Here is an 8235-nt window from a genome sequence, read left to right on the forward strand (position 1 = left end):
GTAGCGAGCGCCGCGGTGGCCGACGGCACGGCCGGCGCATCGGCCTGCTCGGCGCGGCGACCGCCGGTGAAGCGCTTGGCCCAGTACGCGAAGCGCATGTCCTCGACCCGCACCTCGCCGCCCGGCTTCGGCGCGTGGATGAACTTGCCTTCGCCGATGTAGATGCCGACGTGCGAGAAGGTGCGGCGCAGCGTGTTGAAGAACACCAGGTCGCCGGGCTTCAACTCGTCGCGCTTGACGGCCAGCAGGCCCTTCGCGTGCGCCTGCTCGTCGGCGCGGCGCGGCAGCACGAGGCCGAGCGCGCTCTCGAAGACGTGGCGGGTGAAGCCGCTGCAGTCGAAGCCGGAGTCGGCGTCGTTGCCGCCGCGGCGGTACCGCACGCCGAGGAAGTTCATCGCGGTCAGCACCATGTCGGATGCCTTCTCGCGGACGTGCTGGGTGAAGCTTTCGGGGGCGGCTGCCGTCGTGGTGACCGCCGGGGCGGAGGCCGCTTCAGGGGGCGGTGCCGCGGCCGGCGTGGCGGCCGCGCCACCCGGCGCGATCAGCCCCTTGTCGGTCAGCAGGCGGGAGATCTGGTCGGTGTCGGCCCAGGCGCTGCCGCAGCCGAAGGCCGCCGCCACCAGGGCGCTGCGCACGAARAAGGGGACGGCCGACCGGAACATGCCGCGCAGCATAAAAGAGTCACCGGGCAGCGTCAACCGCAAAAGTCCTTTCAAAACCGGCACTTAGCACGTTCTCTTCAGGCTTTTCCTGGGTTGTTGCGAGGGTGTTTCTGTGGTGTAACCAAGGGTATGGATGCCTATCGCGATTTTCATGCGCGCTCGCTCGCCGACCGCGCCGGCTTCTGGTCCGAACAGGCGGCGCTGATCGAGTGGGAGCGGCCGTTCGAGCAGGTCTGCGACGCCAGCCATCCGCCGTTCGCGCGCTGGTTCGTCGGCGGGCGGACCAACCTGTGCCACAACGCGGTCGACCGGCACCTGGCCGCGCGCGCCGACCAGGACGCGCTGATCCACGTCTCCAGCGAGACCGGCGACGAGCGGCGCTACAGCTTCCGCGAGCTGCATGCCGAGGTGCAGCGCATGGCGGCCCTCCTGCTCGCGCTCGGCGTGAAGCAGGGCGACAGGGTGCTGGTCTACCTGCCGATGATTCCCGAGGCGGCGTTCACGATGCTCGCCTGCGCCCGCATCGGCGCGGTCCATTCGGTGGTGTTTGGCGGCTTCGCGAGCGCGAGCCTGGCGAGCCGCATCGACGATGCGCAGCCGGTGCTGATCGTCAGCGCCGATGCCGGCAGCCGCGGCGGCAAGGTCGTGGCCTACAAGCCGCTGCTCGACGAGGCGATGCGGCTGGCCGATCACAAGACGCCGCGCACGCTGATGATCGACCGCGGGCTCGCGCCGATGCAGCTCGATGCGCAGCGCGATGCGGAGTACGAGGCGCTGCGTGCGGCGCACTTCGACGCGGTGGTGCCGTGCACCTGGGTCGAGGCCACGCAGCCGAGCTACACGCTGTACACCAGCGGCACCACCGGCCGGCCCAAGGGCGTGCAGCGCGACACCGGCGGTTACGCGGTGGCGCTGGCCGCGAGCATGAAGCACATCTTCCAGGGGCAGGCCGGCGAGACTTTTTTCTGCACCAGCGACATCGGCTGGGTGGTCGGCCACAGCTACATCGTCTACGGGCCGCTGATTGCCGGCATGGCGACGCTGATGTACGAGGGCTTGCCGACACGGCCCGATGCGGCGGTGTGGTGGAGCCTGGTCGAGAAATATCGCGTCAGCGTGATGTTCAGCTCGCCGACCGCGGTGCGGGTGCTGAAGAAGCACGATGCCGCGCTGCTGAAGCGGCACGACCTGTCGAGCCTGCGCGCGCTGTTCCTGGCCGGCGAGCCGCTGGACGAGCCGACCGCGCGCTGGATCGCCGATGGCCTGGGCAAGCCCGTCATCGACAACTACTGGCARACGGAGACCGGCTGGCCGATCCTGACGATCGCCAACGGCGTGGAGCCGATGCCCGGCAAGTTCGGCAGCCCGGGCGTGCCGATGTACGGCTACGACGTGAAGCTGGTCGACGAGTTGAGCGGCGAGGAGCTGACGCAGCCGAGCCAGAAGGGCGTGCTGGTCATCGAGGGCCCGCTGCCGCCTGGCTGCATGCAGACGGTGTGGCGCGACGATGCGCGCTTCGTCGAGACCTACTGGAAGACGATCCCCGGGCGCATGGTGTACAGCACCTTCGACTGGGGCGTGCGCGACGAGGATGGCTTCTTCTTCATCCTCGGCCGCACCGACGACGTGATCAACGTGGCCGGCCACCGGCTGGGCACGCGCGAGATCGAGGAGAGTATCAGCAGCCACCCGGCGGTGGCCGAGGTGGCGGTGGTCGGCGTGGCCGATGCGCTGAAGGGGCAGGTGGCGATGGCCTTCGTCGTGCTGCGTGATGCCAGCCGGGCCGCCGACGAGGCCGCGCGGCTGCGCCTGGAGGGCGAGGTGATGAAGACGGTGGAGCAAGGCCTGGGCGCGATTGCCCGGCCCTCGCGGGTGCACTTCGTCAGCGCGTTGCCGAAGACGCGCTCCGGCAAGCTGCTGCGCCGCGCGATCCAGGCGGTGTGCGAGCACCGCGACCCAGGCGACCTGACCACCATCGAGGATCCGACGGCGCTGCAGCAGATCCGCGACAGAGTCTCGTAGCCCGGATGCCAATCCGGGATGTGTGCGACGAAACCCGGGTTGTCACCCGGGCTACAACACCTCGGAAGCGAAATCGGCCAGGCGCGAACGCTCGCCGCGTGCCAGGGTGACGTGCCCCGAATGCGGCCAGCCCTTGAAGCGGTCGACCGCGAACGTCAGGCCCGAGCTGCCTTCGGTCAGGTACGGCGTGTCGATCKGCGCCAGGTTGCCCAGGCACACGATCTTCGTGCCGGGGCCGGCGCGCGTGATCAGCGTCTTCATCTGCTTGGGCGTCAGGTTCTGCGCCTCGTCGATGATCACGAACTTGTTCAGGAAGGTGCGCCCGCGCATGAAGTTCAGGCTCTTGATCTTGATCTTGCTGCGCACCAGGTCGTTGGTGGCCGCGCGGCCCCATTCGCCGGCCGCGCCGTCGGTCTTCGACAGCACCTCGAGGTTGTCGTCGAGCGCGCCCATCCACGGCGACATCTTCTCTTCCTCGGTGCCCGGCAGGAAGCCGATGTCCTCGCCGACCGGCACCGTCACGCGCGTCACGATGATCTCGGTGTAGCGGCGGTCGTCCATCACCTGCGACAGCCCGGCGGCCAGCGTCATCAGCGTCTTGCCGGTGCCGGCCGTGCCGGTCAGCGTGATGAAGTCGCACTCCGGGTCCATCAGCAGGTTCAGCGCGAAGTTCTGCTCGCGGTTGCGCGCGGTGACGCCCCACACCGCGTTCTTCTGGTGGGTGTACTCGCGCAGCGTGCGCAGCACCGCGGTCTTGCCGGTGATCTCGGTGACCTTGGCATACAGCGGCGCGGCGCCCGGCGCCTCGAGGTAGACGAACTGGTTGACCAGCAGCGCCGGCACCATCGGCCCGCTGATGCGGTAGTAGGTGAGGCCGCCCTGGTTCCAGCTCTCCATGGTCTTGCCATGGCGATCCCAGAAATCGGCGGGCAGCGGCAGCACGCCGGTGTAGAGCAGGTCGCCGTCGTCCAGCGTCTTGTCGTTGGTGTAGTCCTCGGCGGCCAGGCCCAGCGCACGCGCCTTGATGCGCATGTTGATGTCCTTGGACACCAGCACCACCTCGCGGCCCTGCTGCTGGTCGCGCAGCGCCTGCACGACGCCCAGGATCTGGTTGTCGGCCTTGCCCTGCGGCAGCCCCTGCGGCAGCGTCACGTTGACCAGCGTGGTCTGGAAGAACAGCTTGCCGCCGGCCTCGCGGTGGCCGGTGGTCGCGAGCGGCAGGCCGTCGACCATGTCGCGCCCCGGCTGGTCGGAGAGGCCGCCGGCCAGCGCATCGAGGTCGCGGCTCACCTGGCGTGCATTGCGGGCGACCTCGGACATGCCCTTCTTGTGATCGTCGAGCTCCTCGAGCGTGATCATCGGCAGGTAGACGTCGTGTTCCTCGAAGCGGAACAGGCAGGTCGGGTCGTGCATCAGCACGTTGGTGTCGAGCACGAACAGCTTGGCCGGGCCGGTGCCGCGCGGCTTGCGGGCTTTCGGCTCGGGTGCGCTGCGGCGCGGCTTGTCGGCGGGATACGTGTGCGGGCTCGCGGCCGGCGGGGCCGTCACCGGCGCGATCGCCTTGGCGGTGACCACCGGCGCGGCCTCGCGCGGCGCATCGAACAGGTCGAGCACCGCCGGCGAGGCGGGTTCCTCGCTGCGTTTGTTCTGCGTGCGTTTGCCGGGTTTGGGAGCGGCCTGCGATTCGAAATCGGCGGGGGTCAGGAGGGCGGCGCGTTTGGCAGGCGGCTTGGGCAGTGGCATGGGCGGTGTGTGTGTCAGGTGGCGAAGGGGGCGACGACAGGGCAGGCAACAAAAAAGCCGCGCGGTTGCCCGAGCGGCTTGATGTTTGGCTGTCTGGATTCACAACTCACAGGCATGGCCCATTATGCACATCCGCGATGACACCTCAACACAACTCCCGTCATCGTGGATTTGCCGGACCAGCCGGCCTGCTTCAGGCCGCCTTCTTCAGGCCCTTGACGGCCTTCAGGATCTCGTCGACGTGCCCCGCGACCTTGATGCCGCGCCATTCGGCCCGCAACACGCCTTCACCGTCGATCAGGAAGGTGCTGCGCTCGATGCCCTTGACCTTCTTGCCGTACATGATCTTGTTCTTGACGACGCCGAACATGTGGCACAGCTTCTCTTCGGTGTCGGCGATCAGCTCGAACGGCAGCTCGAGGTTCTGCTTGAACTTGTCGTGCGAGCTCATGTTGTCGCGCGAGACGCCAAAAACCACCGCCCCGGCCTTGACGAAATCCTTGTGCCGATCGCGGAACTGCATGGCCTCGGTGGTACAACCGGGCGTGTTGTCCTTCGGGTAGAAGTAAAGAACGACGATCTGCCCCGCGAAGGCGGCGGGCGTGAACTTCACGCCACCGGTTGCGAGCGCTTCAAATTCCGGGAGGGGTTTGTTGAGGGCTGGCGTCATGAAGAATTCTGGGGAGTTGCGCCGCGGGAGGCGTAGCCGTAGATTATAAGGCCACGGCCATGGCGCTCTGGCCGGGTATCAGCTGCCCAGCAGCAGGCCGACCACCGCGCGGCGTCCTTCGGAGACCAGCACGTTGTAGGTGCGGCAGGCCGCCGCGGTGTCCATCGTCTCGATGCCGATGCGCCGCTCGATCAGCGGGCGCAGCCAGGCGGGCGACGGGAAGCGGATGCGCTCGCCGCTGCCGAAGATCACCAGCTCGGGCGACAGCGCCGCGATCACGCCGAAGTGCTCGGCGGTGAGTTCGTCGAAGCGCTCCACGTTCCATTCCACGACCTCGCCCTGCCACGGCACGACGATGCTGCGCCGGTGCACGAGGCCGTTGATCGAGACGGCCCCGGGGATCAGGCCGGAGATGGCATTGACGCCTTCGATGCGATCGGGTTGGAGTTTCATGGGCGGTTCGAGCTGTCGGATGCGTGGGGGCGAGGTCAACGAATTCTTTCACATGGTGTATCCGATATCTGAAATCAAGATGTCGGCATCTTCGCCGCAGATGGTGCAGCCCGCGCTTTTCCGTTACCAAGGGGTCGTCACCCACAACCTCCCAAAGGAAGGGCTTCTTCAAATGTCGATGGACATGCATGGCGTCTTTGCGTCGCTGGTGCGAGGCGTGCACCAGCGCCTTGGTCTGATGCTTCCGGCCGGCTGGGTCGTCGAGGAAGGAATGGCTGCTCGTTCCGAGGTCGAGCTGGACGGCGTCAGCTTCTCGTTGTTGTACGACCCGCTGGTCGATCCACGGCGCATGCGCATGCAATGCGACCTCGGGGATCCGGGTGCCCCGGCCGCGCCGAGGTTGGAGGACGTGCTGACACGGATGCTGGAGTTGAACTTCGTGTTGATGCTGCAGCAGCGAGGCACTACCTTGGGCATCGATCCGGATTCCGGCCGTGCGGTGTGTGTCATCGACGGTGATCTCGGAGCCATCCAGGCCGACGCTGTCGTGCGCAGCTTGCGAGCGGCGACCGAACTCGCTTTGCATTGGCGACACCACGGATTGCTGGACGACGGCGCCCGGGGTGGGGCCGGACCGCAGCAGGCAAGACCTGCCGATCTGCCTATGCATCAGCGCATCTGAACGACGGAGGGCACCATGCAGGCACCGAGCAGAACTGTCGCCCAAGGGCACAGGGCATCTTCTCCTCCGCTTTCCGCCGACTCCGCCTTCAAGGAGCAGTTGGTGGGCAACACCGGCTCGAAGCGCTACCTGGAGCAAGAAGCCGCACATTGGGGGCGGCTCCTCAGCCTGATGGAGGGGCGGTGCGTGCCCGATTCAGCGGTCGTTGGCAGGAAAGACGTCGCGAAGGGCCATGGCCTGCCGGGACTCGCGGGAAGTCCGGGCGAGGCGCTGCTGCAGCGTCTGGCGGATCTGGACGAGGGCGGCGTCGACTTCCTGGCGGCGCAAGGCAGGTCGGGCAAAAGGAGCGTCAAGCGTGCCGTGTGCGAATTGCTGGCGGCGCTTCCCGGGCAGGACCAGGAAGTGCTTGATGAACTGCACTCGAAGCTGACCGAAGCGCTCGAACCGACCGCAGCCCCGAATCGCAACATGCGTGCTGCGCTGACGGCTGCCATCAAGCAGCTCAAGCGCCTGCGCAAGCGGGAAATGATGCCGGTGGCCTGCGACTGGCTCCGCGTGGGAAAAGGCGTTGCGGCTCCATCGGAGGACTTGCAACGCGACAGCAGGATCCTGCTGACCCACGCGGCTGGCTGTGCAATGGAAGGACGCGGCCAGGATCTGCGCGCGGCGCTCAAGGAGCTGGTCGTCCTGTGTGTCGAAAACAGGATGCCGAGAGAGTCGCTGGGCATGTTGTCGATCCATTTGCTGGCGCAATGCCAGGTGGTTTCTCTTTTCCAATCCGATGAGTTGCCACGGGATGTCTACCAGGCCGTGATGGATCTCCTGGCGCAATTGCGCGAGCCGTTTCTCTCTCAGGTCGAGGACGAGATCGGTTCGATGCTGTCGGAGGGTGGCGGCATCGGTCACCAGGAGCCATCACCCGACATCCCCGTGACTGCGCCGTCGTTCGAGCGCATGCCGTGGGTGTTGCGATCTGCCCTGAATGGCGTGCGTGAGGGGAGCTGCCACTGGATTGCAATGCTGTTCGCGTCGTGGGCGATCGCCTCCGCCATCGAGGCGTTTCTCGGCGCTGTCGACGGGCATGCCTGGCCGCCGGTGACGATCCTGGGTCTGGCCGTGGGCCTGGCGTTCATCGGGGTTGACCGGTTCTTCCAGAAGGAGATCGTCAACACGCAGGCGTTCCGCCCGCCGGCAGACGCACAACTCGGCCGCTACGCCCAGGCGAAATGCTTCAACCTGATGCGCTGGACGTCGTTGATCCTGCCGTGGGTATTGCCGGTCAGCTTCTTCCTGTTCGGTCTGGCGTCTTTCGATGCCCAGGCGCGATCATCGCAAGGCGGCTCGGAAGGCAACGGTACGTCGGCCTACGAGCCCGAGCCTTGGCAGAGCAGCATGCTGTCGCCGAACGCCAGCCAATGCGAGATCAAGGCAGCGACGCAGATGTCGGGCGAGCTGATCGACTACGCCTTCCGATGCGCGCTGATCCCCGTGCAGGCGCAGATCACCGGGCTGGTCGCGCGTCCGTTCCGCGACCTGCTGCAGTCCGGCTCACGAAGCCGATGGACTTCCGGGCTCTCGTTGTGCCGCTGCATCATCAACTCGCAGGGCAAGGAGGAGTTCATCAAGCTGACGGACGACGAGCAGAGGCGGGTGTGGCTGCTGCGGGACGTTCTCTATGCCGTGTCGTCAGCGGGAACGCTGGGGGTCGGGCAGGCTTTCGGCAAGAGCCTGATTTCACTGATCCAGTTGAGGACCTGCCTTGCCCGCGAGGCGATCGGCATCGAGTTCAAGAGCGTCTACGGACCTGTGAACGAGGCTTTGGACGGCTTCTGGCCGGACCTCGCGTGCAAGCTGGTGGAGTGGTGTCCCGCTCTGGTGGGGCTCGAATCGCCACCGGATCAACCGCTGGTCTGTGCCGTCGATCGCCAGCCGTGTGTCGTGGGCGATGAGGATGGCCTGCTGCAGTTTCGCCGGCATGTCGTGCAGAACGCCTCGGCCAGGAT

7 protein-coding genes are annotated in these 8235 nt (G+C 66.8%); 3 read left to right on the forward strand and 4 right to left on the reverse strand.

Annotation, left to right across the window (positions count from 1 at the left end; genetic code table 11):
• A partial coding sequence (locus AC1D01_RS12945; protein WP_477866765.1) for a C40 family peptidase occupies nt 1-635 on the reverse strand: 635 nt, incomplete at its 3' end.
• A gap of 156 nt (nt 636-791) precedes the next feature.
• Between AC1D01_RS12945 and AC1D01_RS12950 the strand changes: the two genes are divergently transcribed.
• A complete protein-coding gene (locus AC1D01_RS12950) occupies nt 792-2684 on the forward strand; it encodes a propionate--CoA ligase (protein ID WP_477866767.1) in 1893 nt (630 codons plus the stop codon).
• A 51-nt stretch (nt 2685-2735) separates the two neighbouring features.
• On the opposite strand, the gene AC1D01_RS12955 is transcribed toward AC1D01_RS12950, so the two are convergent.
• The 3 genes from AC1D01_RS12955 to AC1D01_RS12965 all read right to left on the reverse strand — a co-directional run bounded on the left by AC1D01_RS12955 (nt 2736) and on the right by AC1D01_RS12965 (nt 5550).
• A complete protein-coding gene (locus AC1D01_RS12955; RefSeq protein WP_477866769.1) occupies nt 2736-4427 on the reverse strand; it encodes a PhoH family protein in 1692 nt (563 codons plus the stop codon).
• Nucleotides 4428-4620: 193 nt separating this feature from the next.
• Nucleotides 4621-5097, reverse strand: a complete 477-nt coding sequence (locus AC1D01_RS12960) for a peroxiredoxin (protein ID WP_047511976.1) — start codon at nt 5095-5097, stop codon at nt 4621-4623.
• Between the two features lie 78 nt (nt 5098-5175).
• A complete protein-coding gene (locus tag AC1D01_RS12965) occupies nt 5176-5550 on the reverse strand; it encodes an Mth938-like domain-containing protein (protein ID WP_477866771.1) in 375 nt (124 codons plus the stop codon).
• A 19-nt stretch (nt 5551-5569) separates the two neighbouring features.
• On the opposite strand from AC1D01_RS12965, the gene AC1D01_RS12970 reads away from it, so the two are divergent.
• Together AC1D01_RS12970 and AC1D01_RS12975 are read left to right on the forward strand one after the other, a co-directional pair.
• The gene (locus tag AC1D01_RS12970) at nt 5570-6232 is read left to right on the forward strand and encodes a type III secretion system chaperone family protein (RefSeq protein WP_477866773.1); all 663 of its coding nucleotides are present in this window, start codon (nt 5570-5572) and stop codon (nt 6230-6232) included.
• A 15-nt stretch (nt 6233-6247) separates the two neighbouring features.
• Nucleotides 6248-8235, forward strand: a 1988-nt coding sequence (locus AC1D01_RS12975) for a hypothetical protein (protein ID WP_477866775.1), incomplete at its 3' end; no start/stop codon positions are given.

It is taken from the genome of Rhizobacter sp. P3_B12 (assembly GCF_056402895.1).